The sequence below is a fragment of the Sphingopyxis sp. H050 genome (assembly GCF_001468265.1).
Classification (GTDB): Bacteria; Pseudomonadota; Alphaproteobacteria; order Sphingomonadales; family Sphingomonadaceae; genus Sphingopyxis.
Genome location: NZ_LNRZ01000003.1, coordinates 128,276 through 154,086, shown reverse-complemented (window position 1 = coordinate 154,086; position 25,811 = coordinate 128,276). Strand labels below are relative to the sequence as shown.

General features: G+C 68.0%; 25 protein-coding genes and 1 pseudogene. 12 read left to right on the top strand and 14 right to left on the bottom strand.

The features are described 5' to 3' along the window. Window positions 1-70 precede the first annotated feature (70 nt). The 4 genes from ATE67_RS06940 to ATE67_RS06925 all read left to right on the top strand — a co-directional run bounded on the left by ATE67_RS06940 (window position 71) and on the right by ATE67_RS06925 (window position 2,218). Window positions 71-538, top strand: a complete 468-nt coding sequence (locus ATE67_RS06940; RefSeq protein ID WP_058816391.1) for a glycine zipper 2TM domain-containing protein — start codon at window positions 71-73, stop codon at window positions 536-538. Between the two features lie 89 nt (window positions 539-627). Next, window positions 628-936: a hypothetical protein gene (locus ATE67_RS06935; RefSeq protein ID WP_058816013.1), complete on the top strand. Its 309-nt coding sequence runs from the start codon at window positions 628-630 to the stop codon at window positions 934-936. A gap of 17 nt (window positions 937-953) precedes the next feature. After that, window positions 954-1,373, top strand: a complete 420-nt coding sequence (arr, locus tag ATE67_RS06930; protein WP_058816012.1) for an NAD(+)--rifampin ADP-ribosyltransferase — start codon at window positions 954-956, stop codon at window positions 1,371-1,373. Window positions 1,374-1,408: 35 nt separating this feature from the next. After that, on the top strand, window positions 1,409-2,218 hold the full coding sequence (locus tag ATE67_RS06925; RefSeq protein ID WP_058816011.1) for a ThuA domain-containing protein: 810 nt from the start codon (window positions 1,409-1,411) through the stop codon (window positions 2,216-2,218). On the opposite strand, the gene ATE67_RS06920 is transcribed toward ATE67_RS06925, so the two are convergent. From ATE67_RS06920 to ATE67_RS06905, 4 genes are all read right to left on the bottom strand, one after another. Next, entirely contained in the window at window positions 2,215-3,129 is a 915-nt protein-coding gene (locus ATE67_RS06920; RefSeq protein WP_231728074.1) for an arylamine N-acetyltransferase family protein, read from the bottom strand. The genes ATE67_RS06925 and ATE67_RS06920 overlap by 4 nt on opposite strands. Before the next feature lie 153 nt (window positions 3,130-3,282). Continuing rightward, window positions 3,283-4,140 carry a TauD/TfdA dioxygenase family protein gene (locus ATE67_RS06915; protein ID WP_058816010.1) on the bottom strand — a complete coding sequence of 286 codons (858 nt, stop codon included), beginning with the start codon at window positions 4,138-4,140 and terminating at the stop codon, window positions 3,283-3,285. A gap of 48 nt (window positions 4,141-4,188) precedes the next feature. After that, complete coding sequence (locus tag ATE67_RS06910; protein WP_058816009.1) at window positions 4,189-4,413, bottom strand: hypothetical protein; 225 nt, start codon at window positions 4,411-4,413, stop codon at window positions 4,189-4,191. Then, complete coding sequence (locus ATE67_RS06905; RefSeq protein ID WP_197411894.1) at window positions 4,410-4,820, bottom strand: DUF1801 domain-containing protein; 411 nt, start codon at window positions 4,818-4,820, stop codon at window positions 4,410-4,412. Before ATE67_RS06905 ends, ATE67_RS06910 begins: the two co-directional genes overlap by 4 nt. A 134-nt stretch (window positions 4,821-4,954) precedes the next feature. On the opposite strand from ATE67_RS06905, the gene ATE67_RS06900 reads away from it, so the two are divergent. Both ATE67_RS06900 and ATE67_RS06895 read left to right on the top strand, forming a co-directional pair. After that, complete coding sequence (locus ATE67_RS06900; RefSeq protein WP_058816007.1) at window positions 4,955-5,563, top strand: DUF6445 family protein; 609 nt, start codon at window positions 4,955-4,957, stop codon at window positions 5,561-5,563. A 94-nt stretch (window positions 5,564-5,657) separates the two neighbouring features. Next, entirely contained in the window at window positions 5,658-6,242 is a 585-nt protein-coding gene (locus ATE67_RS06895) for a 2'-5' RNA ligase family protein (RefSeq protein ID WP_156416935.1), read from the top strand. Here ATE67_RS06895 and ATE67_RS06890 read toward each other — a convergent pair. The 3 genes from ATE67_RS06890 to ATE67_RS06880 all read right to left on the bottom strand — a co-directional run bounded on the left by ATE67_RS06890 (window position 6,239) and on the right by ATE67_RS06880 (window position 7,341). Beyond that, on the bottom strand, window positions 6,239-6,667 hold the full coding sequence (locus ATE67_RS06890; protein WP_058816005.1) for an OsmC family protein: 429 nt from the start codon (window positions 6,665-6,667) through the stop codon (window positions 6,239-6,241). The genes ATE67_RS06895 and ATE67_RS06890 overlap by 4 nt on opposite strands. Window positions 6,668-6,711: 44 nt before the next feature. Continuing rightward, entirely contained in the window at window positions 6,712-6,915 is a 204-nt protein-coding gene (locus tag ATE67_RS06885) for a DUF2061 domain-containing protein (RefSeq protein WP_058816004.1), read from the bottom strand. Window positions 6,916-6,999: 84 nt separating this feature from the next. After that, on the bottom strand, window positions 7,000-7,341 hold the full coding sequence (locus ATE67_RS06880) for a DUF962 domain-containing protein (protein WP_058816389.1): 342 nt from the start codon (window positions 7,339-7,341) through the stop codon (window positions 7,000-7,002). Window positions 7,342-7,439: 98 nt separating this feature from the next. On the opposite strand from ATE67_RS06880, the gene ATE67_RS06875 reads away from it, so the two are divergent. Then, the gene (locus tag ATE67_RS06875; RefSeq protein WP_231728073.1) at window positions 7,440-7,661 is read left to right on the top strand and encodes a hypothetical protein; all 222 of its coding nucleotides are present in this window, start codon (window positions 7,440-7,442) and stop codon (window positions 7,659-7,661) included. Window positions 7,662-7,670: 9 nt separating this feature from the next. Here ATE67_RS06875 and ATE67_RS06870 read toward each other — a convergent pair. The 4 genes and pseudogenes from ATE67_RS06870 to ung form a co-directional block, all read right to left on the bottom strand. Further along, window positions 7,671-8,134 (bottom strand): annotated as a pseudogene (locus tag ATE67_RS06870) (YaiI/YqxD family protein). Between the two features lie 12 nt (window positions 8,135-8,146). Further along, window positions 8,147-8,428 (bottom strand): DUF427 domain-containing protein, encoded by a 282-nt coding sequence (locus tag ATE67_RS06865; RefSeq protein WP_058816002.1) that lies wholly within the window; start codon window positions 8,426-8,428, stop codon window positions 8,147-8,149. A gap of 12 nt (window positions 8,429-8,440) precedes the next feature. Further along, window positions 8,441-9,199 (bottom strand): sulfite exporter TauE/SafE family protein, encoded by a 759-nt coding sequence (locus ATE67_RS06860; RefSeq protein ID WP_058816001.1) that lies wholly within the window; start codon window positions 9,197-9,199, stop codon window positions 8,441-8,443. Then, entirely contained in the window at window positions 9,196-9,900 is a 705-nt protein-coding gene (ung, locus tag ATE67_RS06855) for a uracil-DNA glycosylase (protein ID WP_058816000.1), read from the bottom strand. The genes ATE67_RS06860 and ung overlap by 4 nt, the downstream gene beginning before the upstream one ends. Window positions 9,901-10,073: 173 nt before the next feature. Here ung and ATE67_RS06850 point away from each other — a divergent pair, with 173 nt between their 5' ends. From ATE67_RS06850 to ATE67_RS06830, 5 genes are all read left to right on the top strand, one after another. Beyond that, window positions 10,074-10,403 carry a phosphoribosyl-ATP diphosphatase gene (locus ATE67_RS06850; RefSeq protein WP_058815999.1) on the top strand — a complete coding sequence of 110 codons (330 nt, stop codon included), beginning with the start codon at window positions 10,074-10,076 and terminating at the stop codon, window positions 10,401-10,403. A 57-nt stretch (window positions 10,404-10,460) separates the two neighbouring features. Then, window positions 10,461-10,838: a histidine triad nucleotide-binding protein gene (locus ATE67_RS06845; protein ID WP_058815998.1), complete on the top strand. Its 378-nt coding sequence runs from the start codon at window positions 10,461-10,463 to the stop codon at window positions 10,836-10,838. A 224-nt stretch (window positions 10,839-11,062) separates the two neighbouring features. After that, complete coding sequence (locus ATE67_RS06840; RefSeq protein ID WP_058816388.1) at window positions 11,063-16,894, top strand: alpha-2-macroglobulin family protein; 5,832 nt, start codon at window positions 11,063-11,065, stop codon at window positions 16,892-16,894. A 125-nt stretch (window positions 16,895-17,019) separates the two neighbouring features. Then, window positions 17,020-19,179 carry a penicillin-binding protein 1C gene (gene pbpC, locus ATE67_RS06835; RefSeq protein WP_058815997.1) on the top strand — a complete coding sequence of 720 codons (2,160 nt, stop codon included), beginning with the start codon at window positions 17,020-17,022 and terminating at the stop codon, window positions 19,177-19,179. Between the two features lie 101 nt (window positions 19,180-19,280). Next, window positions 19,281-20,846 (top strand): amino acid permease, encoded by a 1,566-nt coding sequence (locus ATE67_RS06830; RefSeq protein WP_058815996.1) that lies wholly within the window; start codon window positions 19,281-19,283, stop codon window positions 20,844-20,846. 65 nt (window positions 20,847-20,911) lie between these two features. On the opposite strand, the gene ATE67_RS06825 is transcribed toward ATE67_RS06830, so the two are convergent. From ATE67_RS06825 to ATE67_RS06815, 3 genes are all read right to left on the bottom strand, one after another. Further along, the gene (locus ATE67_RS06825) at window positions 20,912-22,207 is read right to left on the bottom strand and encodes a multidrug effflux MFS transporter (protein WP_231728072.1); all 1,296 of its coding nucleotides are present in this window, start codon (window positions 22,205-22,207) and stop codon (window positions 20,912-20,914) included. A 346-nt stretch (window positions 22,208-22,553) separates the two neighbouring features. After that, complete coding sequence (locus ATE67_RS06820; RefSeq protein WP_058815994.1) at window positions 22,554-22,856, bottom strand: hypothetical protein; 303 nt, start codon at window positions 22,854-22,856, stop codon at window positions 22,554-22,556. Between the two features lie 25 nt (window positions 22,857-22,881). Then, a complete protein-coding gene (locus tag ATE67_RS06815; protein ID WP_058815993.1) occupies window positions 22,882-25,761 on the bottom strand; it encodes a M16 family metallopeptidase in 2,880 nt (959 codons plus the stop codon). Between the last annotated feature and the right edge of the window lie 50 nt (window positions 25,762-25,811).

Here is a 25,811-nt window from a genome sequence, read left to right as displayed (position 1 = left end):
CCATGCGAGGGGCGACAACAGAGCATGCCCACGCCCGCTTGGCCGGCACGCGACCCATGGAGTGATGTCGATGAACAAGCTGATGATCCTGCCCCTTGCCGCGGCGACCGCGCTCGCCGGCTGCGCGGGGACCTATGCCGGTGTCGGTGGCGGCGCCAGCGCCTATGACGACGGCGGCTATGGCTATTACGACCGCGATTACTACACCCGCTATGGCAGTTACGATTATGACCGCCCCGACCCGCGCTATGGCGGCTATTACGCCGATCAATATTACCGCAGCGACCGCCGCTATCGCGAGCGCCGTCTGTCGTCGAACGACCGCGTCTATCGCGGCCGCGACAATAAATATTATTGCCGCCGCAACGACGGGTCGACCGGGCTGATCGTCGGCGGCATCGCCGGCGGCATCGCGGGCAACGTCATCGCGCCCGGCGGGTCGGAGACGCTGGGCACCGTCCTTGGCGCGATCGGCGGCGCGGTCGCGGGGCGCGCGATCGAACGCAGCGGCAACGACACCGACGTGCGCTGCCGCTGACGCCGGAGCGCCGCAGGATCGGGGGATCGCCACCCTGAGCGGTCGGCGGCCCCTTTCCCTGCCTTGACCACGCATGATAGGCTGCCCCCATGTCGCACCCGTCGAACATCGTCCATTGCACCGGCCCCGGCGACCCGCACGCGCTCGACGGCATTTCGCGCCGCCACCGCAGCGGCGACCTCGACAAGCCCTGCCCCGAATGCGGCGGCTATGGCCAGTGGAACGTCCAGATCGACCTCGTCAGCCATCGCTCGATCCGCCACGCCTGCCCCAAATGCGACGGGCGCGGGTGGATCAAGACCGGCGACGACATGGTCCCCAGCCACGACATCGCGCGCAGCGAGGCGGGGCATCCGATGTGGACGGTGCGGCTCGACCCGTCCGACGACCGCGAATAGGCGATGGCGAGCCCGGCATGAGCGATACCCCGACCGGCCCCGACCGGGGCGCGACCTTCTATCACGGCACCCGCGCCGACCTGACGCCGGGCGACCTGCTCGCGGCGGGCTGGACGAGCAACTATGGCACCGAAAAGCCGCTCTCGTGGATCTATTTCTCCGCCGCGCTCGAGTCCGCCATATGGGGGTGCGAGCTCGCGGTGGGCGACGGGCGCGAGCGCATCTATATCGTCGAGCCGACGGGCAACTGGTTCGACGACCCGAACCTCACCGACAAGAAATTTCCCGGCAACCCGACGCGCAGCTACCGCAGCCGCTCGCCCTTGCGCATCGTCGGCGAAGTCGAACGCTGGACGCCGCACGCGCCCGAAGTGCTGGCCGCGATGAAGGCCAATCTCGACCGCCTGAGGGACGAAGGCGCTGAGATCCTTGATTGATTCACTAATGTATAGACATAATTGAAGGGGGAGCCATGATCGCAGACCTTGCCGCCGTGTTGCTGTTCGCTGCGCAGGCCGCGCCCGCCGCCGACCCGCACTGGCCCGCGCCGACCTTCGACAGCGTCGCGCCCGAGATTCCCGACATGCCGCGCCCCGCGGTGCTGATTGTCAGCAAGACCAACGGCTATCGCCACGACAGCATCGAGCAGGCGGTGCCCGCGATCGAGGCGCTCGCCGCTGCGCGCGGCTGGAGCAGCTACGCGACCGAAAATGCCGCGGTCCTCAACCCTGCCAGCCTCGCCAAATTCGACGTGATCGTCTTCGCCAACGCCAGCGGCGACCTCTACACGCCGGAGCAGCGCGCCGCCTTCCAGGCGTGGATCGCGAAGGGCGGCGGCTTCGTCGGTCTGCACAGCGCGGGCGACGACAGCCATCCGGCCTGGTTCGCGCGGATGCGCGGCAACGGCAAGTTCATCGGCCATCCGGGCGGCGGCGACCAGTTCCAGGCTGCCGACCTGACCGTCACCGACCGCAGCCATCCCGCAACCGCGCACCTCCCCGCTCGCTGGCGCTGGACCGACGAATATTACAGCTGGGACGCCCCGCCCGCCGCCGATACGCACATCCTGGCCAGCCTCGACGAAACGACGCTGCGGCTCGAACCGAAGTATCGCATGGGCGCGGGCCATGCCCTCATCTGGTGGCGCTGCGAGGGCCGCGCGCGCATCTTCTATTCGGCGCTCGGCCACCGGGCCGAGGCGTGGAGCGATCCGGCGCACCTCAAGATGGTCGACGGCGCGATCGGCTGGGCCGCGCGCCAAGCGGGAGAGGGCTGCGACTAGCCCGCAATCTCCGCCGCGGCTGCGCGCTCGATGGCGCGGCGCCAGCCGGGTTCGGGCGTCAGCAGGAAGATGTCGCGCAGCGCGGCCTCGATCCCGTCGGCGCTGAGGTAGCGCTGCTCGATGCGGCCGTCGGTGCGGCGGATTGTCAGCCGGTTGTCGCGGAGGCCGTGGCGCGCCTCGGCGCTGGAGCGCGCCACGCTCAGCTGGCGGGTGAAATGCGAATCCGGATGCCGCGAGGTGTACCAGTTGCCGACGGCATAATCGATCGCCGGCGCGGGGGCGTCTTCCATATCGTAGAGCACCCGCCATTCGCCCGCGATCTCGGCCTCGACGCGGTAGCCGCCGCCATGCGCCGACACGCGATAGGTCTCATGCCGCGTCGGCTGCGCCGCGCCGGGGCGGTCGAGCGCCAGCGGCTGCGGCGGCACCGCCGACCCGAAGCCGACGTCGGCGAGCCACGGCCGGCCGGCGATCCACACGCGCACCGTCATATGCGTGCGCGGCGTCGGCGGGGCATCGTCGGGCAGCATCCAGCGCACCCGCCCGATCAGCCCCTCGGCCTGGAAACCGATCTGCCGCAGCACGCTAAGGAACAGCGCGTTCTGCTCGAAGCAATAGCCCCCGCGCCGCCGGTCGATCAGCTTCGCCGCGATCGCATCGGGGTCGAGATCGACGCCCACCCCGGTCAGCGCGTCGAGCGCCTCGAACGGGATCGCGGCGATATGCGCCGCCTGAAGGGTGGCGAGGCCTTCGCGCGTCGGTGGCGGAGCCACGGCCAGCCCGATCCGGCGCAAATAGCGCGCCACGAACGCGTCGCGGCCAGGCTCGGCATCGAACGCATCGTCGTCGGGACAGGGCGGCTGGCTGGCGTGCAACATCGGCAAAGGCTCCTCGCGAATCATCTGCCGCATCGTATGAAAGCTCAACCGCGGTTGAGATCAAGCGCTCTCGCCGTCAATCGGCACGCCGCCGTTTCCAGCCGAGCGTCACCCCGATACGCTGATTCCAGCTGCCGTCCCAATCGGTCCTGAGGCACTACGGGCGAATGCTCCGCGCGTCATGACTCAGCGCTCGTCGCGATAGAAGGGCCGGTCGCCCGCGATGGTCACCCGCTCCATCCGCCGCACCGCGGGGAAATAGTCCGACGCGGCATAATGCTGGCCGGCGCGATTGTCCCAAAAGGCGATCGAGCCCGGCGCCCAGTGGAAGCGGCACTGATATTCGGGGATCGCCGCCTGCGCATAGAGATGCGCGAGCAGCCAGTCGCTCTCGGCTTTCGACAGCCCCTCGATATGGCTGGTGAAGGCGGTGTTGACGTAGAGCGCCTGCTCGCCGGTCTCGGGATGCGTGCGCACGACGGGGTGCGTCTGCGGCGGATATTGCTTGTGCAGCTCCTCGACGGGCTTGCCGAGCCTTCCTGCAAAAACGCGCGCGATGTCGTGCACGGCGGTCAGGGCGCGGCACCACTCCTGCATCGCCGGCGAGAGCCCGCGAAACGCCGCGCCCATGTCGGCGAACAGCGTGTCGCCGCCGACCGCGGGCACCTCGACCGCGCGCAGGATCGACCCGAGCGACGGCTCGGCGCGCCAAGTGACGTCCGAATGCCAGGCATTTTCCTTGCCCTTCGATTCCGGGCCGTGCGCGATGTGCAGCACCTCAGGATCGGGCTGATCCTTCGGCGTCGCGGGGTGGATTTCTAGCGTCCCGAAGCGGCGGGCGAAGGCGATATGCTGGGCGGGCGTGATATGCTGGTCGCGGAAGAAGATCACCTTGTGCGCGAGCAGCGCGGCGCGGATTTCGGCGATGACCGCCTCTTCCTGTTCCTGCGCCAGATCGACGCCCGAAATCTCGGCCCCGATCGCGGGCGTCAGCGGCGTGACCGCGAGCCGTTCGAAGCTGCGCTGCGCCGCGGCGATATTCATGGGCCTCTCCTTGTCTTTGCCGCATTAGCGGCGCCGAGGCGCGGCGAGTCAAGTGCGGCGCGGCCATATTCCGGCGACCGCCTTGTCCAGCGCATCGGCCGCATAGATGCTCGCCGCCGACCCGGCGCGCGCGCCATAGAGCCACAGCAGCGCGTCGAGGATCGCCGCCGCATTCTGGCGCGGGATCGCCGGCTGCCAATCCTCGCGCGCCTTGTTCTCGGCCTCGACCGCATCGAGCAACGCCGCCGCCAGGCCGGTGGGATCGCGGTTCATGCCCTCTTCGCGCGCGCCGGTCTGGCGAGATTGGCCGCGACCGCGCCGCGGACCAGCGCCGTGAACGCCGCCGCGTCGATGTCGTCGCCCTCGGCAAGGTCGATCGCGCGGCGGACATTGCCGTCGAGGCTGGCGTTGAACAGTTTGTTCGGATCGTCGATCGCCGCACCCTTGGCGAAGGTCAGCTTGACCTTGTCCCTGTATGTCTCGCCGGTACACAACACGCCCGCCCGCTCCCACGTCGGCACGCCTGCGGGGTTCGTCGGCTTGCGCCACTTCACCGCTTCCTCGATATCGGGATCGGCCTCACGGATGAGCGCGCGCAGCCGCGCCAGCGCCGCGCCGCGCCAGTCGGTCAGCGACGCGATCTTCGCATCGATCAGCGCCGAAGCATCTTCGTCGTCCATGCTCTCTCCTGTCATGGCGCATCGCCATCGCTTTTCGGAATTTACGGATTGCCGCCCGGCAGCATGGCATGCCCCGCCCAGCGCATCCAGCCCGCTGGTGCTTACTCGTGCTTCCTGTTAGCCACCCGCGCAACATGACGCCGAGCTTCATCATGATCGACGATTTCGTCGCCAATCCGCTGGAGCTCAGGCGGCAGGCGCTCGCGCTCGGCTATGACGCGAAGCCCGAGGAGGCCAATTATCCCGGCACCACAAGTACGCGCGCGCTGCCGATCGCGGGGCTCGACGATTATGTCTCGCGCCTGACGGGGATGAAGCTGACCGGCGCGCCAGGGACGCTTCACGGCCATTGCCGGCTGACGCTGAGGGGCGACCGCGGCAAGAGCGGCGTCCATATCGATCCCGCCTCCTATTCGGGGATCCTCTATCTGACCCCGCCCGAGCATTGCCGCGGCGGCACCGACTTCTATCGCCACCGCCGCACCGGGCTCGACCGGGTGCCGCCGACGATGGCGGAGATCGGCAGCGCGGCCTATACCGACATCAACCATCTGGTCGAGGATGTCGTGAACCGCGACACGATGAAGCCCGCGGCGTGGGAGAAAAGCTTCACGGCGCCGATGCGCTTCAACCGGCTGATCCTGTTCAGCCCGTGGATGTTCCACAACAGCGCCGCGGGTTTCGGCACCGGTCCCGCCGATGGCCGCCTTGCCTATCTGATGTTCTTCGCCCGCGTGCCCTGACAGGCGCGGCGTGTGAGCCGATCGCGTCGCGCGATTCGACTCTCGCTCCGAATGAGAACATAATAGGAACATAGTCCGATTCGGAGGAAGGATGATGACCCCCATGTTCCGCTATTTCCTGGGCTTTCAGGTCGCCGCCGATCGCGCGGGGTGGCTTGCCCGCCAGTTGCCGCCCGTATCGGGCGACCTGTTCGCGGGGCTGAAGCCGCAAAATTATCATCTCACGCTCTGCACGATCGCCGAAACGCAGGCGCCGCACCCCTTCCTGCGCCAGCGCGTGGCCGAGGCCTTTGCCGCGGGCCTGCCGGCAGCGGCCTCCATTCCCTTCGGCCGGATCGTCGGCAAGGGACTGGGCGCCGAACTGGTGACCTCGGGAAGCGTCGCCGGCGTTCGCGACCTTTATGAGGCGATCGTCGCGCGCCTCGCGCCGCACGGAATAGAGCCCTGGTATCGCGAGTCGGGCCTGCGGCCACACATCACGCTGGGCTATGGCCGGCAGTCGTTCGATCCGGTGCCGGTCGCGTGGACCTGGATTCCGCGCGAACTGGCGCTGATCGAAAGCCATGTCGGCCACGGCCGCCACCGGGTGCTGCAAAGCTGGACGCTCGATGCGCCCGCGCAGGGCATGTTCGCCTTCATGGAAGACGAACTGCCACCGGCGCTGCGCTATGCCGCCTAAGCTTCGAGGCTGTGTTCGAGCGTGATCTCGCAATCGAGGAGCTTCGACACCGGGCAGTTCAGCTCGGCCTCCTTTGCGATCGCGGCGAATTCCTCGGCCGAAATCCCCGGCACCTTGCCGGTCAGCGTCAGCGCCGATTTGGAGATTTCAAAGCCGCCGTCGACCTGATCGAGCGTCACCTCGGCGCTGGTCTCGAGCGTGTCGCCCGAATAGCCCGCGCGCGCGAGCCCGAACGAGAGCGCCATGGTGAAACAGGCGGCGTGCGCCGCGGCAATCAATTCCTCCGGGTTCGTCCCCGGCTGCCCCTCGAAGCGCGTGCCGAAACCATAGGGCTGGGCGTTCAGCACCCCCGATTTGGTCGTGATCGATCCCTTGCCCTCCTTGCCGAAGCCTTCGTAGCGGGCGGATGCGCGGTTGACGGTCATGCGGGGTCTCCTTCGGTTGCGGCGGCGGGACTCGGGAAAGGCGCTCAGGCCGCGAGCAGCTTACGCCGCGTCCCGGCTCGCTTCCACGCCTTTTCATGGAAAAAGAAAGCGACGGCATTGATACAGGGTTCGACGATCGCGATCCCGCCGGCGAGCGCGACCGATCCGGTCATCACATAGGCGACGCTGAACCCGATGGTCAGGTGGAGCGAAAGATAGGTGAGCGTCTTGGCGAGGTCGGTCGGCATCGTGGGTCTCCGGTACGAGACCATTAGTTAAGAACGATTCGCAGCAATCGCCAGCGCAGCCTTTCGCTCACTCTGATCGATTTCTTATCGCGAAGCGCGTTCGACCCCGGCGCGATCGAGTTCGGGGCCCAACCGCCCGGTGAGCCACAGCGCCCACATCCGGAAGTCCGCCGCAAGGCTCCACAGCGGATAGGTAAAGGTCGCCGGCCGGTTCTTCTCGACCCCGAAATGCGCGACCCAGGCAAAGGCATAGCCCGCGACGGGCAGCGCGATCAGCCACCCCCACCGCCCGGTCAGCACCGCCGCGCCCGCGATCAGCACGACAAGGCTGGTCCCGACATAATGCAGCGCGCGCGTCGACGCCTTGCTGTGTTCGCGAAGGTAAAAGGGCCAGAAGTCGGCAAAGGTCGTGTAGAGGCGCGGCATGGCGCCAGGATGCGCGGCAAGCACCGTCCCGTCAAACGGAATGGACCATGTCCGCCAATCTGATAGGATCGGCACAAGTCGAAAAGGGGGAGACCAACATGAAGAAATCGATGCGTGCCTTGCTCGGGCTCGTGCTGCTCGACGCGATCGTCGTCGCGGGGGCGTGGTGGATGATCGACCGCACGAAGAGCGGGGCGTGGAATTCCAACAATCCTGCCGAATCGATCAACATGATCACGACCACCGCGGGGATGATGGTCGGGGTGATCTCGGTCGTGCTGGTGCTCGCCTTCTTCCGCCACCGCGCCGCGGGAAACTGATCGACCGCATCACCCCGCGCGCTTCAACCGCACCAACGCGGCGTCGAGCGCCTGCAGGAATTGCGAGCGATCGGCCTTCGAAAAGGGCGGCGGCCCGCCCATGCCATCGCCCATGCCGGCGCGCAGGTCGGCCATGATCGCGCGCGTCGCGATCGCGGGGCCGATCGATGCCGTCGTGAAGGGCTTGCCCGTCGGCGCGAGCACCGTCGCGCCCGCCTTCAGCGCGCGATCGGCGAGCAAGATATCGGCGGTCACGACGATGCTCTTCGCATCCGCCGCCTCGGCGATCCAGTCGTCGGCGGCGTCGAAGCCGTCGGAGACGACGATGCGCTCGATCAGCGGATGCTCGGGTACGCGCAGCCGGCTGTTGCTGACGACCTCACCACGACGTCGTGCCGCCACGCGACCTTGTAGATTTCGTCCTTCACCGGACATGCGTCGGCATCGACGAGGATTTGCGGGGCGATGGCCATAAGGCGAACGGGTCAGCCGACCGTGACGCCCTTCCAGAAGGCGATGCGGTCCGCGATCGCCGCCGCGGCTTCCTTGGGATCGGGATAGTACCAGGCCGCGTCCTCGTTCACCCGCCCGTCGACGGTGACGTGATGATAATGCGCCACGCCCTTCCACGGGCAAAGGCTGGTCGTCGCGCTGTCGGACAGCAGCGCCGCATCGACCGCCGCGCGCGGGAAATAATGATTGCCCTCGACGACGATCGTATCGTCGCTGTCCGCAATCACTTTACCGTTCCAGACCGCCTGAACCATCGTCCGCCTTCCCTAGCCCGAAAGCCCGTCCCACAGCAGCTTCGCGCCGAGCGCGACCATCAGCAGATAGATGATAGCATAGAAACGCGCCCCGTCGATGCGCCGCAGCCAGCGCACGGTGAGCAAGGTCGAGACGATCGCGAGCGGCATCAGCAGCAGCGCCGCGACGATCACCTCGTGCGGAAAGGCGCCGAGCGCGAGATAGGCGGGCACCTTCAGCCAGTTGACGACCGCGAACAGGATCGCGCTCGTCCCGATGAAGGTCAGGTGCGGCAGCTTGCGCGGCGTCACCCACATCTGGAACGGCGGCCCGCCGGCGTGCGCGATCTGGCTGGTCAGTCCCATGAACCCGCCGAAGATCGTACCCACCCAGCCCGGCGAGGTCGAGGCGGCGACGACACGTCCGCCGCGTTCGACCCACAGCCGGTAGAGGCCGAAGGCGAGCGTGATCGCGCCCAAGGCCGCCATCAGCTGCGCCTCGTTCACGCGCTCGGCATAGAACCAGCCCGCAAAGATGCCGACCGCGGCGCCCGGCAGCATCCAGCCGATGATCCAGCCGTCCCACGTCTTGCGGAACGCCCAGACGCTGATCACGTCCTGCACGATCAGGATCGGCAACAACAGCGCAGCGGCGGTCGCGGGCGGCAGGACGAGCGCGGCGAGCGGCGTCGCGAGCGCGCCGACTCCGGCGAGCCCGCCCTTCGCCATGCCGAGCAGGATCACCGCCACGATCAGGATCGCCAGCGTCACCGGGTCGGACAGGAGGCTCATGTTTCGGGGTCATCCGGCAGCCGCCAGTCGATCGCGCCGCGCCCGTGCGCGTCCAGAAAGGCATTCGCCTGGCTGAAGGGCTTCGAGCCGAAGAAGCCGTTGTGCGCCGACAGCGGCGACGGGTGCGGCGCGCGCAGGATGAGGTGCGGGCTGCCCGCGCCGAGTCCCGGCACATTCGCCGCCTTCTTCTGCGCATGGCTGCCCCACAGGATGAAGACTTTCGGCGCCGGGTCGGCGGCGACCGCGGCGACCGCGGCGTCGGTGAATTTTTCCCACCCCTTGCCCTGATGCGACGCCGCCATCCCCGCCTCGACCGTCAGGCAATTGTTGAGGAGGAGCACGCCCTGTTCGGCCCAGTGCTTCAAATAGCCGTGCGGCGCCGGCGGAATGCCGAGGTCCGCCTTCATTTCCTTGTAGATATTGACGAGGCTCGGCGGGGTGCGGACGCCGGGCTGGACCGAAAAGCAGAGCCCGTGCGCCTGCCCCGGCCCGTGATAGGGATCCTGCCCCAATATGACGACGCGGACATCCTGCGGCGGCGTCGCGTCGAGCGCGGCGAACCAGTCGCGCGGCCGCGGATAGATCGCCTTTCCCTTTGCCCGCTCGTCGGCAAGAAACGCCTTGAGCGCCGCCATATAAGGCTGCTCGAACTCGCCGCCGATGCGGGCGAGCCAGTCGGGATGGAGCTTGACCTCGGCCATGCGCGCCTTTGACCGGAGCCATCCTGCCTTGTCCAGCGCCTTGTGGAAGGCTAGGCGGATTCCTCTTTCCGTTCGTGCTGAGCTTGTCGAAGCACCGTCCTTTCTTCGACGCTCGAAAGTAAAGAACGGCCCTTCGACAAGCTCAGGGCGAACGGTCCAAAAAGGACAGCGCAATGAGCGGGACAATCGGCGAAGCATTGACGCAGCTCGAAGCGGTGGTGAAGGACCGGCTCGCCGCGGGCGACGCCGACACCTCCTATGTCGCGAGCCTCGCCGCGAAAGGCCGCGGCAAGATCGCGCAAAAGGTCGGCGAGGAAGCGACCGAAACCGTCATCGCCGCGCTGACCGAAAGCGACGCCGCGCTGACCGGCGAGGTCGCCGACCTCGTCTTCCACCTCTCGATCCTGATCGCCGACCGCGGCCTGTCGTGGAGCGACATCGCCGCCGAACTCGACCGCCGCCACGGCACCTCGGGCCACGCCGAAAAGGCCGCGCGCCAGTGAGCGGGCGATCAACCGTCGCGATCGCCCTCCATGTCCGGATAGAATAGGAGCCCTCCCATGCCGATCGACGCAACGCTGCCCTATGACGACAGCAATATCTTCGCGCGCATCCTGCGCGGCGAACTGCCGTCGAAGACCGTCTACGAGGACGAATTCGCCCTCGCCTTCCACGACATCAACCCGCAGGCGCCGCTGCACATCCTGGTGATCCCGAAAGGCCCCTATGTCAGCTGGGACGATTTCTCGGCGCGCGGCAGCGACGAAGAAATCGCCGGCTTCGTCCGCGCGGTCGGCACGGTCGCGCGCGATCAGGGGCTCGTCGCGCCCGGCTACCGCCTGCTCGCCAACGTCGGCGTCGACAGCCATCAGGAGGTCCCGCACCTCCACGTCCACATCTTCGCGGGGCAAAAGCTAGGGCCGATGCTCGCCAGATAGGCGGGCATAAACCCATCCTCGTCCTCCCGGACTTGATCCGGGATGACGAATATTGGGAAACTCCCGATCCCGAATTTGCCAATTTCCGAACGGCCTATGACCGCCGTCACAGCGACTTCACGCCGTGCGATTAACCGTGCGCGATACGCGGCGACGGGTGGACTCATGCCCCCGTTTCCAGCAGGATAGATTTCCAGGCGGACCGGGGAGACGAAGCGATGGCGATGGGATGGCACGCGCTGGCGAAAGGTCTCGCCGGCAGGGTCAAGCTGGCCCTCTTCATCCCCCTCGGGCTCGCGCTCGCCGCCGCGGGCGGCGACACCGTGCCGCAGGTGACGCTCGCGACGCCGGGCTCGTCGGGCACCGGCGACGGCACGATCAGCCGCTTCACCTTGCGCTTTTCCGAAGACATGGTGCCGCTCGGCGATCCCCGCGCCAAGGCGCCCGCGACGCACGACTGCAAGACCCCCGCGACCGGCCGCTGGGTCGACACGCGCACCTGGGTGCTCGAATTCGAAAAGTCGCTCCCCGGCGGCGTCAGCTGCCACGTCCAGCTCAATTCGGGGCTCACCACGGCGCGCGGGGTCAATGTCGTCGGCAACGACCGGTTCGAGATCGACACCGGCGGCCCGTCGGTGCGCGCCGTCCTGGCGGGCAACACCTATGAAGGCGTCGAGGAGGACCAGATCTTCCTTGTCGCGACCAACGTCGCCGCCGACCGCGCCTCGGTCGGCCGCTTCGCCTATTGCGCGGTCGACGGCATCGGCGAGAAAATCCCCGTCGACGTGCTGAAGCGCGAGACCGCGGGCGAGATCCTCGACGGCCTCGGCGACCAATATGCGGTGCAGTCCTTCGCCTATGATGCCGGCCTGCCGCTGCGCCTCCCCACCGCCGGATCGGACCGCTCCGCGCTGCTCGAACGCGTCGTCCCGGTCAAATGCCGCCGGCCCTTGCCGCCGGGGCGCGAGATGGCGCTTGTCTGGGACGCGCGCATTTCGCAGGCCGGGGTGCCGAGCCGCACCGCGGGCCGCGACCAGCGCTTCGACTATGACGTGCGCCCGGCGTTCACCGCCAAAATGTCGTGCAGCCGCGTCAATCCGCAGGCGGGCTGCAACCCGCTGAAAGACATCAATCTCGTCTTCGCGGCGCCCGTCGCGCGCGAAACCGCGCTCGCCGCGACGCTCAAGACCGCCGACGGCAAGAGCTACGCCGCGAAGGTCGACGACGACGACAGAAACGACAAATATCTGGAGCGCGTCCACTTTTCGGGCCGGTTGTCGCAGAATGTCGACGCGACGCTCGTCCTGCCCGCCGATATCGCCGACCAGAGCGGCCGCAGCCTGCAGAACCAGTCCAACTTCCCGCTGAAATTCCACATCGACCGCGCCCCGCCGCTGGTCAAATTCGCCGCCGAATTCGGCATTCTCGAAGCGTCCGAGGGCGGCGTCCTGCCCGTCACCGTGCGCGGGGTCGAGGCGTCGATGGTCAGCAAGAACCTCAAGATGCCCGCGACGACGCTGAAGGTCGGCGACGACGATGCGGCGATCGCGCGCTGGCTGAAGCGCGTCGCCGACGCCGACAACACCGATTATCGCGAGGAAAAGAACGCCAAGGGCGAAGAGGTCACGGTCAACTACACCGGCACCAAATCGGTGTTCGAGGACGCGCCCGCGGGCGGCGAGCGCCGCGCCATGCAGCTGTCGCCCGCCGCCGGCGGCAAGGAGTTCGAGGTCGTCGGCATTCCCTTGGCCGAAAAGGGATTCCACGTCGTCGAGATCGCCAGCCCCGAGCTGGGCGCGGTGCTGCTCGGCCGCAAGGCGACGCGTTATGTCGCGACCGCCGCGCTCGTCACCAACATGGCGGTGCATTTCAAATGGGGCCGCGAATCCTCGCTCGCGTGGGTGACCGCGCTCGACACCGGCCTGCCCGTCGCGGGCGCCGAAATCCGCGTCACCGACAGCTGCACCGGCCGCCTGCTCGCGCGCGGCACCGCCGACAAGGCCGGCCGCCTCGCCTTCGCATCGACGCTTCCGCAGCCCGAAACCTATGCGAGCTGCGAGGACGAGCCCGATCCCGCAAGCAGCGAGGGCCATGCGCTGATGGTCAGCGCGCGCAGCGGCGACGATTTCAGCTTCACGCTGACCGACTGGGGCAACGGCATCCGCCCATATGACTTCGACCTGCCCTATGGCTGGTCGGAACGCGAGGACATCCTTCACACGCTCTTCGACCGCGCGCTCGTCAAGGCGGGCGAGACGGTGCACATGAAGCATATCCTCCGCCGTCAGGTCGGCACCGGCTTTGCGACGCCGAAGCCGCTCGCGGGCAAGCTCCGCCTCGTCCACCGCGGCTCGGACACCGAGTTCGAAATGCCCTTCGCGATCGCCGCGACCGGCAGCGGCGAAACGACGTGGAACGTCCCGAAGACCGCGCCGATGGGCGATTACGAGCTGGTGTTCGTCACCAAGGATAAGGACGGCGAGGACAAGACGATCTGGTCGAACCAGTCGGTCAAGGTCGACGAATATCGGCTGCCGACGATGAAGGCGACGGTGACCGGGCCGAAGGCGCCGCCCGTGCGCCCGACCGCGGTGCCGCTGTCGCTGTTCGTCGGCTATCTCTCGGGCGGCCCCGCGCCGAACCTGCCGGTCGAGATCCGGACCAATTTCCGCGCCAGCTGGAACGCACCCGAGGATTATCAGGACTGGGATTTCGACGGCCAGCCCGTGAAAGAGGGGGTGATCCAGCTCGACGACAGCGGCGAGGAGCCCGAGGCCGATCTGCCGCTCGCGCGCTCGGTCCCGCTCAGGCTCGACGCGAACGGCAGCGCGACGACCAGCATCGCCGTCGACCAGCCGATCACCGAGCCGACCCAGATGGCGGTCGAGATGGATTATGAGGACGCCAATGGCGAGACGCTGACCTCGAGCCGCCGGATCATGCTCTTCCCGTCTGCCGTGCGTTTGGGGGTGAAGACCGACGGTTGGCTGATGCGCGACAACGACCTGCGGCTGAGCTTCGTCGCGCTCGATCTCGACGGCCGCCCGATCGCCGGCCAGCGCGTCCAGGTGGCGCTCTACAACCGCGAGATCATCACCGCGCGGCGGCGCCTGATCGGCGGCTTCTACGCCTATGACAACCAGATGCGCACGACGCGGCTCGACGCCACGTGCAGCGCGACGACCGACAAGCTCGGCCGCGCGCGCTGCGCGATGGCGCCCGGCGTCTCGGGCGAAGTCACCGTCGTCGCGACCACCGTCGACGCCGACGGCAACGAAGCGCGCGCCGTCCGCTCGGTGTGGCTCGCGGGCGACGACGACTGGTGGTTCGGCGGCGACAATGGCGACCGCATGGACGTGATTGCCGAAAAGCCGCGCTATGCCGCGGGCGACACCGCGCGCTTTCAGGTCCGCATGCCCTTCCGCGAGGCGACCGCGCTCGTCACCGTCGAGCGCGAGGGCGTGCTGTCGAGCTTCGTCGTGCCCTTGAAGGGCACCAACCCCGTCGTGCAGGTCAAGCTGCCCGCCACCTACGCCCCCGACGTCTATGTCTCGGTCATGGCGGTGCGCGGGCGCGTCACCGGCAACGAAAGCTGGTTCCGCAAGATGAAGCGCGCGGTCGGCTTCAAGATCGAGACCAGCGAAGGCGCGCCGCCGACGGCGCTCGTCGACCTGGCCAAGCCGAGCTACCGCCTCGGCATCGCCAAGATCAAGGTCGGCTGGGAAGGCCATCAGCTCGGCGTCAAGGTGAAGGCCGACAAGGCGAAATATGCGATCCGCGAGACGGCGAAGGTCGCGATCGAGGTCAAGAATCCCTCGGGCAAGCCGGCCAGCGGGGCAGATGTCGCCTTCGTCGCGGTCGACGAGGCGTTGCTCCAGCTCGCGCCGAACGAAAGCTGGAAGCTGGTCGACGCGATGATGGGCGAGCGCACGCTCGACGTCCTCACCTCGACCGCGCAGATGCAGGTCGTCGGCAAGCGCCATTACGGCCGCAAGGCGCTCGAACCCGGCGGCGGTGGCGGCGGCGACCTCAGCGGACTGACGCGCGAGGATTTCCGCCCCGTGCTGCTGTGGCAGGGCCATGTCCCGCTCGACGGCAAGGGCCGTGCGACGGTCGATGTCCCGCTCTCCGACAATCTGTCGGGCTTCCGCCTCGTCGCGATCGCGACCGACGGCTCGCAATATTTCGGTACGGGCGAAACGAGCGTGCGCACCGTGCAGGATCTCGGCGTCTTCGCGGGCTTGCCCGAGCTCGTGCGCACCGGCGACGTCTTCGATGCGCGCTTCACGCTCCGCAATGGCACCGACAAGCCGATGACCGTCACCGCGACCCCGACGCTGTCGCCCGCGACCCTGACCGCGCAGCCGCTGACCGTGACGATCCCGGCGGGCGGCGCGGTGCCGGTCAGCTGGCAGGTGACCGCGCCCGAACAGCCCGGGCCGATCCAATGGACCGTCGATGCGGTGGCGAAGGACGGCAAGGCGCGCGACCGCCTTGTCTTCGATCAGCTCGTCGAGCCGGCGATCCCGGTCGAGACCTGGGCCGCCAGCCTGTTCCGCGTCGGCCCGAACATGACGCTGCCGATCGCGATCCCTGCGGGGGCGCTGCCCGGCGGCTTTGTCGACGTCGCGCTCGCGGGCACGCTCGCGCCGCCGCTGTCGGGCGTGCGCGACTATATGGCGATCTATCCGTACAACTGCTTCGAACAGTCGACCTCGCGCGCGATCGCGCTCGGCGATGTCGGCCGCTGGCAGGCGCTCGCGGACGCCATGCCGACCTATCTCGATAAGGACGGGCTGCTGCGTTACTGGCCGAACGAACGGATGGACGGCTCGATCGAGCTCACCGCCTATGTGATGGCGGTGACCGCGGCGAACGGCTTCGCGATCCCCGACGCCTCGAAGGCGAAGATGGTCAAGGCGCTGCAGGCGGTCGTCGAAGGGCGGCTGACGCGCAAGGGCTATGGCCCGTACGATCTTCGCCCGATCCGCATCGCCGCGCTCGCGGCGCTCGCGCGCAACAATGCCTCGACCCCCGCGCTCGTCGCGGCGATCGATACCAGGCCGGTTGACATGGCGACCGGCACGCTCGCCGACTGGCTCGTCGCGATCGAGCGCACCCCGGGGGTCCGCAATGCGGCGGCGCTCCGCGTCGCGGCCGAGGCCGAGCTGCGCAAGCGCCTCGTCTATGAAGGCACGCGCCTCGACCTCGTCGATGACGGCAACGCGCCGTGGTGGATGATGACGAGCGGCGACGAGATGGCGATCAAGGCGCTCGAAGCCGTGCTCGGCCGCAAGGGCTGGGAGGATGATGCCGGCAAGCTGATGGTCGGCGTGGCGCAGCGCCAGCGCAAGGGCCATTGGGACACCACCCCCGCCAATGCGTGGGGCGCGGTCACCGTCCGCCGTTTCGCCGGGCTCTATCCGGCGAGCGCAATCACCGGCGTGACCAGCATCAGCCTCGCGGGCAATAGCGCGTCGCAAAGCTGGCCGCTGCCCGCTGAAACGCCGTCGCCGCTGCGCGTCGCGCTGAACGCCGCGACGATGAGCCTTCAGCATCAGGGCACCGGCGCGCCCTGGGCGACGGTCAGCGTCAAGGCTGCGGTCCCCCTCAAGGAACCGCTCAACGCCGGCTATCGCATCAAGCGCTCGGTCAGCGTCGTCAAGGCGGCGGACCCGAGCCGCCTGACGAGGGGCGACGTGATCAAGGTGCGGATCGAGGTCATCGCCGCCGCGGGCCGGACCTGGGTCGTGATCAACGACCCGGTCCCGCCGGGCGCGACGATCGTCGGCAATTTGGGCGGCCAGTCGGAAATGCTGGGCGAACAGGCGGGCGGGTCGAACTGGCAGCCGTCCTATGTCGAGCGCGCCAAGGACAGCTGGCGCGGCTATTATGGCTGGATGCCCGCGGGAACGCACGCGGTCGAATATGTCGTCCGCCTCAACGGCTCGGGCCGCTTCTCGCTCCCCCCGACGCGCGTCGAGGCGATGTACTCTCCCGCGATCCGCGGCCAGTGGCCGAACGCGCCGGTGACGGTGGCGGCGTCGGCGGAGTGATGGAAAACGACCGTCGCCACCTTATCCTCGTCACCCTGAACTTGTTTCAGGGTCCATGGCCTGCCCTCGCCGCCTGCGCCGCGTCGCAGGCACGGCCGGGCCATGGATGCTGAAACAAGTTCAGCATGACGACTTTATTGGAGACGGTTGAAGGCAGCGGACTTTCGCACAAACGCCGCTGGCTGGACGCCCTCGGCTGGCTCGCCCTCGCCGCGCTCATCCTCACCACCGCCGCGCACCTGCTCACCCGGCCGCCGGCGATGCCTGATTACGAAGCCGTGCGCGCCGGCTGGCAGCCCAGCGAAGCCTGGCTCTACGACCGCGACGGCCGGCTTCTCGACAGCGAGCGCGTCGATTTCGAGCGCCGCCGCCTCCCCTGGGTGCCGCTGAAGGACATCAACCCCGCGGTGCGCGACACCGTCGTCGCGGCCGAGGATCACCGCTTCTGGTCGCATGGCGGGGTCGACTGGCTGGCGATGGCGAGCGCGGCCAAGGCGCGCTGGACCGGCGGCAAGTCGCGCGGCGCTTCGACGCTGCCGATGCAGCTCGCCGCCTTCCTCGCCCCCGAACTCGCGCAGCCCGGCCAGCGCGGCTGGCTCGCCAAGCTGCGCCAGATGCGCGCGGCGCAAGCGCTCGCAGGCGACTGGACGCACGAGCAGATGCTCGAGGCCTATTTCAACCTCCTGCCGCTGCGCGGCGAGGCGCAGGGGATCGGCGCGGGCGCGCAAAGCCTGTTCGGCAAGACCCCGGCCGCGATGAACCGCGCCGACGCGGCGCTCTTCGCGGGCCTGCTCCCCAATCCCGCCGCCAGCGCCGAAGCCCTCGGCAAACGCGCCTGCCGGGTCGCCAAGGCCGCCGACTGCGGCGCGATCGAAGCCGCGGCCGCGACGCTCGTCTCGGGCGAGCGCGCGACGCGCTTCGATCCCGGGCTGGCCCCGCACCTCGCGGCGCGCCTGCTCGACAAGCCGGGCAAGCGCGTCGCCACCACCATCGACCGCACCGTCCAGACCGCGGCGATCGTCGCGCTGCGCCGCCAGCTCGCGGGCCTCGGCTCCGACCGCGTGCGCGACGGCGCGGTCGTCGTGCTCGACAATGCGACCGGCGACGTCCTCGCCTATGTCGGCGGCGTCGGCCTCAAATCGACCGCGGCGGCGGTCGACGGCGCCAATGCGCCGCGGCAGGCGGGCTCGACGCTGAAGCCGCATCTCTATGCGCAGGTGATCGAGCATGGCTGGCTCACCGCCGCGTCGATCCTCGACGACAGCCCGGTCCAGCTCGACACCGCCTCGGGGCTCTATGTGCCGAAGAATTACGACCACAGTTTTCAGGGGCCGGTCAGCGTCCGCCACGCGCTCGCCAGTTCGCTCAACGTCCCCGCGGTCCGGGCGCTCGTCATCGACGACGTCCAGGAATTCCGCGACCGCCTCTGGGCGCTCGGCTACCACAGCCTCGTCGAGGACGGCGAATATTACGGCTTCAGCCTTGCGCTCGGTTCAGCCGAGGTCAGCCTCGTCGAGCAGGCGAACGCATTTCGGACCTTGGCCAATCAGGGCCTCTGGTCGCCGGTCCATTTCCGGCCCGGCGAGGAAAGCGCCGAACCGCGGCGGATCGTCAGCGCCCCCGCCGCCTTCATCGTCGGCGACATCCTTGCCGACGCCTCGGCCCGCGCCGACGCCTTCGGCGCCGACAGCGCGCTGCGCCTCCCCTTCTGGGCCGCGGCGAAGACCGGCACGTCCAAAGGCATGCGCGACAATTGGTGCGTCGGCTTCACCGACCGCTACACGGTCGCGGTCTGGGTCGGCAATCTCGAGGGCGATTCGATGCGCGCCGTCTCCGGCACCTCGGGCGCCGCTCCCGTCTGGCGCGACGTGATGATGGCGCTCCACGCGGGCAGCCCCGGCAAGGCCCCCGCGATGCCGGCGGGCGTCGAAGCGCGCCAGATCCGCCTGCCGGGCACCCGCGAGCCGCCGCGCCGCGAATATTTCCTGGCCGGCACCGCGCAGAGCGAGATGGCCGCCGCACCGCAGGCCGCGCGCCGCCCGCGCATCACCAGCCCGGTCAGCGGCAGCGTCTATGCGCTCGATCCCGACATCCCGTTGGGCCGCCAGCGCCTCGCCGTGATCGTCAGCGGCGACGTCCCCGGATACCGGCTGATCCTCGACAAGACGCCGCTCGGCGATGCCGGTGCCGGGCAACAGATATTGCCGCGCCCCGGCATCCATATGCTGACCCTCGTCGATCCCGGCGGCAAGATGATCGACCGCGTCCGCTTCACCGTGCGGTAAGCCGCGGGAAGCCTCGCGAAATTAAGTTGCGCTGACGCGCGGAGCGTTTAGTCTGTCCCGCCATGAGAAGGCCCGCACCGGGCCCCAAAGGGGAATTTTGGATGATATTTGGTCGCGTCAAACCACTCGACGCCATCTTGGCCACCGCCGAGAAAAAGTCGCTTCACCGAACGCTCGGCGCCTTTCAGCTCACGCTCTTCGGCATCGGCTGCGTCATCGGCACGGGCATCTTCGTGCTGACCTCGGCCGGCGCGCAAAAGGCCGGCCCCGGCCTGATGCTGGCCTTCGCGATCGCCGGGCTGATCTGCATCGTCGCCGCGCTCTGCTATGCCGAGATCGCCGCGATGATCCCGGTCGCCGGGTCCGCCTATACCTATACCTATGCGACGATGGGCGAGGTGCTCGCCTGGACCGTCGGATGGGCGCTCGTCCTCGAATATGCGGTCGCGGCCTCCGCGGTGTCGGTCGGGTGGTCCGGCTATTTCTCCGGAACGATATTGAACGAGTTTCTGGGGATCCAATTGCCGTCCTATCTCGCCGGCGCGCCGCTGGCGCTGGGCGGCATCGAAGGCGGCTTCATCAACCTGCCCGCCGTCTTCATCGCGCTGCTGATCACCTGGCTGCTGATGATCGGCACCACCGAAAGCGCGCGCGTCAACGCCGTGCTCGTTGCGATCAAGGTGACCGCGCTGACCGCCTTCATCGTGCTGACGCTGCCCAGCGACCAATTTTCGACCGACAAGTTCAACCCCTTCCTGCCCGCCGGCGTGTTCGGCGGCTTCGGATCGGGGATCGGCGCGGTCGGCGCGGCGGCGACGATCTTCTTCGCCTATGTGGGCTTCGACGCGGTCTCGACCGCCGCCGAAGAGACCAAGAATCCGCAGCGCAACGTGCCGATCGGCCTGATCGGCTCGCTGCTCTTCTGCACCGTCTTCTACATCCTCGTCGCCGCGGGCGCGATCGGGACCATCGGCGGCCAACCGATCATGGGCCCGAACGGCGTGCCCTTCCCGGCGGGTTCGGAAGAGCTGGCGCGCCAGTGCGCGACCTTCGCCGCCGACCAGCTGCCGCTCGTCTGTTCGAACGAAGCGCTCGCCCATGTGCTGCGCCAGATCGGCTGGTCGGGCGTCGGCAACATGCTTGGCATCGCCGCCTTCGTCGCGCTGCCGTCGGTGATCCTGATCCTGCTGTTCGGCCAGACCCGCGTCGCTTTCGTGATGAGCCGCGACGGCCTGCTCCCCGAATCGTGGAGCAAGGTGCATCCGAAGTGGAAGACCCCGCACGTGATCACCGCGATCACCGGCGTCGCCGTTGCGGTCGCGGCGGCCTTCCTGCCGGTCGGCAAGCTCGCCGACATCGCCAATGCGGGCACGCTCTATGCCTTCATGATGGTCGCCATCGCGGTGATGATCCTGCGCAAGACCGCCGCCGACACGCCGCGCGCGTTCAAGACGCCGGCACTGTGGCTGATCGGTCCGGCGACGATCGCCGGCACGGTCTTCCTGTTCTTCAACCTGCCGCTCGACGCGATGCTGGTGCTGCCGATCTGGGGCGCGATCGGCCTCGTCTTCTATTATCTCTACAGCCGCAGCCGCAGCCATCTCGGCCGCGGCATCGTCGAGGTGCATGAGGACGACCTCGAGCCCCACGCACCGATCCACGACTGAGCGGGTCCGCACAAACGCAGGGGGCCGTCGCAGCAAAGGCTGCGGCGGCCCCTTTCTTTTGGGCTTCAGAAGGGGCTTTTGGGGGCCGTACCCGGCCGCGTGAACAGCCGGCCGCGTTCGGCCCATAGCACCAGCACCAGCCCGGTGGCCGCGCAGCCGAGAAAGGCATAGGCAAGCGGCAGCGTCGAACCGTCATATTGCTGGCCGATGAAGGCCCCCACCAAAGCCGCAAGCAGGGTCTTGGCGAAGCTCTGATAGGACGAGGCGATGCCGGCCATATGGCCGAAATCCTCCATCGCGATCGACCCGAAATTGCTGCCGATGAAGTCGATCAGGCCGACATTGATCATCATCAGCCCGGTGAAGATCGCCAGCGTCTCGCCGCCGCTCAAGGCCGCGACGATCTGGGCGATCGAGGTCGCCATGAAGGCAAAGACCGCGGTCTGCGACACGCGCCGCGCGCCGAAGCGCTCGACGATCGCAGCGTTGGAGAAATTGGCGATCGCGATGCCCACCGCGACGCAGGCGAAGACGAGCGGGAACAGCGCCTGTGCGCCGAACACCTCGGCGATGATCTGCTCGCTGCTGTTGAGATAACCGAACAGCGCGGCCTGCATGACGCCCGCGGCGAACATGTAGCCCGCGGCGCGGCGGTGGCGCATCACCGCGCTCCATCCCGCGACCATCGTCCGCCAGTCGAGCCGGCGAACATCGGCCGGATCGAGCGTTTCGGGCAGGCGGCGGAGCCAGATCAGCATCACCACGGCCATTACGGCGAGCACGATGAAGATGGCGCGCCACCCCGCAAGCGCCGCAACCCCGGCGCCGATCGACGGCGCGATGATCGGAACGATCATGAAGACGAGGAAGATCAAGGACAGCCGCTTCGCCATCGCGTCGCCCGAAAACAGGTCGCGGATGACCGCGACGACGACCACGCCGAGCGCGGCGCTGACGAGGCCGTGGCCGAAGCGCAGCGCGAGCAGCATCGGAAAGCTCGTCGCGAGCCCGCAGCCGATCGCGAAGATCGTATAGGCGAGCAGCGCGGGGACGAAGACGCCCTTGCGCCCGAACCGGTCGGCGAGCGGGCCATAGACCAGCGCGCCGAGCGCGGTGCCGAAGATATAGATCGAAATGACATATTGCCGGTCGTTCGCCACCGTCACGCCCAGCCCCTTGCCGATCGCGGGCAGCGCCGGCAGCATGGCGTCGATGGCGAGCGCGTTGAGCGCCATCAGCATGGCCATCATCGCGACCATTTCGCGCGGGCCGGGCAGGCGGCGCGTCGTGTCGGGAGGCCGGGAGGCGGGTAAATTGTGCATTGCAGCGGCGCTATGCTCCCCCGACCAGGCTTTGGCCACCCCCCGCAAAGCTATGCAGCGCAAAGGAAGGGCGATTATCCCGGTTGCGAACCCAGGGCCCGAATGGCGGTTCTCGGGCGGAAGGGGACATAAAGGTCCTCCCCGCTTGCGGGGAGGGGGACCGCCCGCGAAGCGGGTGGTGGAGGGGGCTCTCGGCCTGAAGCGCCGCTTGAGGACGCCACCCCCCTCCGTCAGCGCTTCGCGCTGCCACCTCCGCACAAGTGGGGAGGATCGTCTTGTTCCCACCCCTGAGCCGACATCGCGCCTGGGCTTACGCAGGATGGAATGCGCCAAAGAAAAGGGCCGCCCCGCAGGACGGCCCTTCGCTCATTCGTCGTGCCGGCGATCAGGCCTGGCGCGTGCCGGTCATCGCCATCGAGCCGAAGGCGCCGGCCTTGATCGTGCCGGTCAGCGTGTCGCCGTCGATCGTCGCTTCGGCTTCGAGCGTCATCGGCATCGGCACCTTCATGTTCATGGTCCAGGTCAGCTTGTTGCCGTCGACCTTGCCATTTTCGACATCGAGCGAGCCCATCGCACCGGCGTTCTGGCCGGTGAAGCTGTCGCCGTTGCTGTGCACGGTGAAAACCGACTTCTGGTCGCCCATCGGCGATTTGGTGACGCAGTCGTAGCTGCCATCGACACCGGACATAGACTCTCTCCTACTGAAACTGATGTTAATTAGCGGGTTTCGCTATTTCCACCGGCAGGCCCAGTCCGTCAAGCTGCGGTTTCACGACCGACGCATCGCCGACGACGACATAGACGAGGTCGCCGGTGCTGAGCGCCTTGCGCGCGGCGGCGTCGATCTCCTGCGTCGTCATCGCCTCATAGGTCGCGGGCAGCTTTTCGTAATAGTCGTCGGGCCGATCGAACTTCACGATCTGGCGCAGGCCGCCGAGCACGTCGGCGGAGGTTTCGAAGCTGCCGGGCAGCTCGCGGACATTGCCGTTGACGGTGCGCTCGAGCTCCTCCGTCGTCGTCCCCTTGTCGCCGAGATAGGCCTTGAGGTCGGCCTGCAGCTCCTTGATCGAATCGCCGGTGCGATCGGCCTGCACCGGCGCGACGGCGACCCAGGTCAGCCGGTCGCGGTCGGCCGAGATGCGCGAGCGCACGCCATAGGACCAGCCCTTGGTCTCGCGCAGATTGGTGTTGAAGCGCGACAGGAAATTGCCGCCGAAGATGTCGTTCGCCGAACGCAGCACCTCCAGCTCCTCGGTGCCCTTCGCGTCGAGCACCTTGCCCGCAAGGATCACCGACTGCGGCGATTTCGGCCGGTCGAAGAGCAGGATGCGCGGCGTCGGCGCCGGGATCGGCGTTTCGAAATGCTTGGCGCCCTTTGCCGCCGCCGGCGCCTTCCAGTTGCCGAAAGCGGCGTCGAGCTGCTTCGTCACCTCTTTCAACGTCGTGTCGCCGACGACGAAGATGCGCGCATTGTCGGGACGGATCCACGCCGCGTGGAACGCCGCGAGCTGGTCGCGCGTCGCCGCGGTCACCGCGCTCGTCGTGCCGAGCCCCGAGGGCGGAATGCCATAGGGATGGTCGGCGCCGTACAGCACCGGCATCAGCACCCGGCTCGCGATCGCGTTGGGGTTGTTGAGTTCGGCCTTCAGGCGGTTGAGCTGCTGCGCGCGCACGCGGTCGAGCTCGCTCGCGTCGAACGCCGGATTGCGGATATAATCGGCGAGCAGGCCGAGCGAGGCGCTGAGATTGGGCTTCAGCGCGAACAGGCTGAACACCGTCTCGTCCGCCGTAGCCGATCCGTCGATCTGCGCGCCGAGGCGCTCCTTCGCTTCGGCGAAAGCGATCGAATCGCGGCTCGTCGTGCCCTCGTCCATCAGGCTCAGCATCAGCGACTGGGTGCCCAGCGCACTCCGCGGATCGGCGGCATAGCCGGCGTCGAAGCTGACCGCGACATTGACCGTCGGCACCGTCGTGCGGCGCGCGAAGACGACCTCGATCCCGTTCTTGAGCTTCGCCCGCTCGATCGCCGGGAAGTCGAGCGCGGTCAGGTCGGCGACCGCGGGCAGCTGCGAGCGGTCGGCGATCGACGTGCCGACACCCGTGTCCGGGCCGATGTCGCCGAGCGCCGGGTTCCAGTAGCGGTCGGGCGCGACGGCGTCGGCGATCTTGGCCTCGGTCACCGCGCCGCCGCGATTTTCGCCGCCTTCGGTGCGTTCGCCGGGGGTGTAGGTGAGCGAGAAGGCAGGGCGCGAAATCCACTTCTTCACGGCGGCCGCCGTCTGTTCGGGGGTCGCCTTGGCAAGCCGGTCGAGCTCGACCTTGTAATAGGAGGGATCCTGCGAATAGAGCGCGCCCTCGGCCAGCGTCACCGCCTTGCCGCCGAAGCCGCCGACCGATTCGAGACCGCCGATCGTGCCGGCGAGATAGCTCGCCGCCGCGCGCTGCAACTCGTCGGCGGTCGGGCCGGTTTCGAGGAACTTTGCGATTTCCTCATCCAGCTTCTTGCCGACGACCGCGGGATCGACGCCGGGCTTCACATCGGCCTGGACGATGAAGATCCCCGCATCCTCGAACGTCTGCGCACCCGCGCCGACGCTGACCGCGACCGGATCCTTGCGGACCATCGCATTGTCGAGGCGCGACGAGGACAGCCCGCCGAGCACCGCCGCCGCCATCTGCAGCGGCACCGCCTCGGCGTCGTTGAGGCCGGGAATCGTCCACATGCGATAGATGCGCGTCGTCGGGATCAGGTCCTTGACCTCTTTCGCCAGCGGCGCGGGCAAGGTCGGCACCGACGTGGGGGGCGCCTTGATCTCGGGTCCGCGCGGGATGTCGCCGAACCATGTCTGCACCTTGGCCTTCGCGGTCGCGAGATCGACGTCGCCCGCGAGGACGAGGACGGCGTTGTTGGGGCCGTAATTGTCGGTGAACCACTTCTTCACATCGGCGAGGCTCGCCGAATTGAGGTCGGCCATCGAGCCGATGGTGCTGTGGTGATAGGGATGCCCCTTGGGAAAGAGATTCTCGAAAATCTCGTAGCGCAGCAGGCCATAGGGATTGTTGTCGCCCTGGCGCTTTTCGTTCTGGACGACGCCGCGCTGGTTATCGAGCTTCTCCTGCGTCACCGCGCCGAGCAGATGCCCCATGCGGTCGCTTTCGAGGAACAGCGCCCGGTCGAGCGCCCCCGTCGGCACCGTCTCGAAATAATTGGTGCGGTCGAAACTGGTCGTGCCGTTGCTGTCGGTCGCGCCGACCTGTTGCAGCGGCTCGAAGAAATCGCCCGGGGCGTTTTCCGAGCCGTTGAACATCAGATGCTCGAACAGGTGCGCGAAGCCCGTCTTGCCCGCGGGCTCGTGCTTCGACCCGACACGATACCAGACCGACACCGCGACGACGGGCGCCTTGCGATCTTCGTGGACAATGACGCGCAGGCCGTTGTCGAGCGTGAAGCTCTGGTACGGAATGTCGACCGCCTTCACGAGCTCGGCGACGGGGGCGGGTTTCGCCTCCTTCGCCTTGGCGAGCGCGGGACCGACGGCGACGAGCGAGGTCGACGCTGCGAGAGCGAGAGCGAGATGACGGAAAGCGGGCATGAAGTTCCTCTTGGATAGCGGGCACATGGACCCACGCGCGACCTGTGCCG